Annotated in this window: 3 protein-coding genes; 2 read left to right on the top strand and 1 reads right to left on the bottom strand. The window is 65.9% G+C overall.

Annotation, left to right across the window (positions count from 1 at the left end):
* Positions 1-1,062 (top strand): tRNA lysidine(34) synthetase TilS (gene tilS / locus BG35_RS11240; RefSeq protein ID WP_025782602.1); only part of this gene is annotated, 1,062 nt, incomplete at its 5' end.
* Entirely contained in the window at positions 1,028-1,333 is a 306-nt protein-coding gene (locus BG35_RS0109295) for a hypothetical protein (RefSeq protein ID WP_025782603.1), read from the top strand. The genes tilS and BG35_RS0109295, both read left to right, overlap by 35 nt.
* Positions 1,334-1,348: 15 nt before the next feature.
* Here BG35_RS0109295 and BG35_RS13255 read toward each other — a convergent pair.
* A partial coding sequence (locus BG35_RS13255; protein WP_025782604.1) for an aldo/keto reductase occupies positions 1,349-2,347 on the bottom strand: 999 nt, incomplete at its 5' end.

The raw sequence follows: 2,347 nt of genomic DNA on the forward strand, positions 1-2,347 counted from the left end.
TCCGGTTCCCCTGGGCAGCGGGCTCCATCCACCCCGTCCTGGAGCCGCTGGCACCACCGGCTCCACAAATCCCTCCTGACGTCTCCCGATCTGCTGCCGTCCGGGGCGTCCCTGCTGGTGGCGGTGTCCGGGGGGCAGGACTCCCTCTGTCTGCTGCGTCTGCTGCAAGACCTGCAGCGTCTCCACCACTGGTCGTTGCAGGTGTTCCACGGGGATCACCGCTGGCGGCCCGACAGTGGCGCCAATGCTGCCCACGTGCAATCCCTCTGCGCTGCGTGGGGACTCCCCTGTCACCTGGAGGTGGCCCCCGGTCGTCTCCCCGGTGAAGCGGCGGCGCGCCAGTGGCGCTATGGCCGCGCCATTGCCCTGTGCCGTCACCTGGGTTGCAGTCAGCTTGTGACCGGCCACACCGCCACGGATCGCGCTGAAACCCTCCTGTTCCACCTGTGCCGGGGCAGTGGCAGTCGCGGTCTCGGCAGTCTCCGCCCCCAACGCCCACTGGCGCCCGGCCTCAAGATCACCCGCCCCCTGCTTCACTTTTCCCGGCAGGACACCCTCCAGTGCTGTCAGGCATTGAGGCTGCCCATCTGGCCTGACGCCAGCAACGACGACCAGCGTTTGACCCGCAACCGCATTCGGCAACGGGTGCTGCCTGAATTGGAGCATGTGAACAGCGCCGCCATGACCCACATGGCAGCCTGCGCCCAACAGCTTGCCGAGGAAAGCGACCTGCTGGATCAACTGGCGCGGGAGGCCCTGGACCCCATGGCGGCCCGGAAATCCGCAAGCCTCAGCCCCCAGGCATTGGCGGCCCTGCCCCGCCCCCTGGCCAGCCGCTGCCTGGCCCTCTGGATTGAGGATCACACCGGCTGGCGTCCTGATCGCCAACAACTCAACCAACTTCTGCGCAGCCTGAATCACCCCGGGATCATGGCGCCCCTTGGCCGGGGCTGGCGGCTGCGCTGGCGGCGGGGTTGCCTCCATCTGCAACGGGGGAACTCTGAGACGGCCTATCTCCCAACCACCCATGGATCACCATCTCCTCCAGCCGACCCGGAATGAAGACGGGCCGGCAGCCCTGAGCACCCCGACCGCCAGCCCGGCGCCGGCAGACAACCCGGCCGGGATTCCAGCCGAGGACAGGCCCGCGGCTGGAGAAGGGGAACCGTTGGAGTTCCCTCTGCAAGAACGCCATCACCAAATCATCTCCGCCTTCATGGCGGAGCACCGCCGGGACTCTTCTTCAGACAACTGCAGCAACAGCCGGCTTCCGTATCCCCAGGGCCTACGGAGGCTGGCCGCTGGATTGAGGCGCTGGTGGGCGCAACGGTAAGGCTGAATGGGGGGCTCAGGCTGAACTGAGCCGCTGAACCTTGCTCTGTCCGAACCGGACTTTGAGTTGGCGCAGGATGGTGAGGATGCGTTCCGTCCAGGGGGAATGCCGCAAGGCATGGCGTAGGGATTCCGGGCTGACCCCCTCGTCCAGGGCGTTGGCGTTGCAGCCCGGAAACCAGTGGTTGTCACGGCTCATCAGCCCGTAACGGGCTTGTGCGTAGCTGTCCAGATCCCATCCTTTCCAGAGGTTGTAGAGCCACAGCAGGGCTGCCAGGTTGATGTGTCCCGGCGTGTCTTTCCAGTGGGGAAGGCCCTGTCTCCAGGAGCGGACCCATTCCGCGCCAAGACGCCTCTGTTTTTCCCCTTCAAGACGTTGAAGGATCGGTGGCAACAACCGCGGGGCATCCTCCAGTTGCGCCAACGCCTGCAGGTGCAACTCCAGATCCCCCGGATGGGCGGCGCCAACGCTGATGGTGTGAACACCGGGCTGGGCAAGGCAGAAGAGATCGTTGAAGACGATGGGATGCAGGGGTGCGCACAACTCCAGGAGGCAGGCGGAAGGGCTGTGCAGATGCCCGCCCTTGTCCGTGGGACTGATGATGAACACCCCCATGTCATGGCGTTGCGCAGCGGCAATGGCCGGGTGGTTGTCCTGGCGAATGTAGTACCAGTGCAGGTTGACGTAATCGAAAGCATCCGTCTCGATGGCTGCCACGATCACGTCGGTGGGGCCGTGGGTGGAAAAACCCACATAGCCGATGCGGTCCTGCCGCTGCCAGCGCCGCACCACCTGCAGGCACCCGTCGGGGCCTGTTGATTGCTCCAGATGCTCCGGGAGGTTGATGCCGTGGATGGCCAGCAGATCAATGCGCCCACAACCCAGCAAGGCCATGCTCTCTTCCAGTTCCGCCTCAAACTGCCGGGCATCCTGCCGGGGCGGCGCCTTGGTTTGCACGATGCGGCGGGGATCGGGCGCGGCGGCGAATGCCCGCCCCAATTGCCGCTCCGAACT

Source organism: Candidatus Synechococcus spongiarum SH4 (assembly GCF_000586015.1).
Lineage (GTDB): Bacteria > Cyanobacteriota > Cyanobacteriia > PCC-6307 > Cyanobiaceae > Synechococcus_B > Synechococcus_B spongiarum_F.

Excerpts from the sequence above, each read along its gene's own strand:
- BG35_RS0109295 (WP_025782603.1), top strand. The coding sequence starts at position 1,028 with ATGGATCACCATCTCCTCCAGCCGACCCGGAATGAAGACGGGCCGGCA.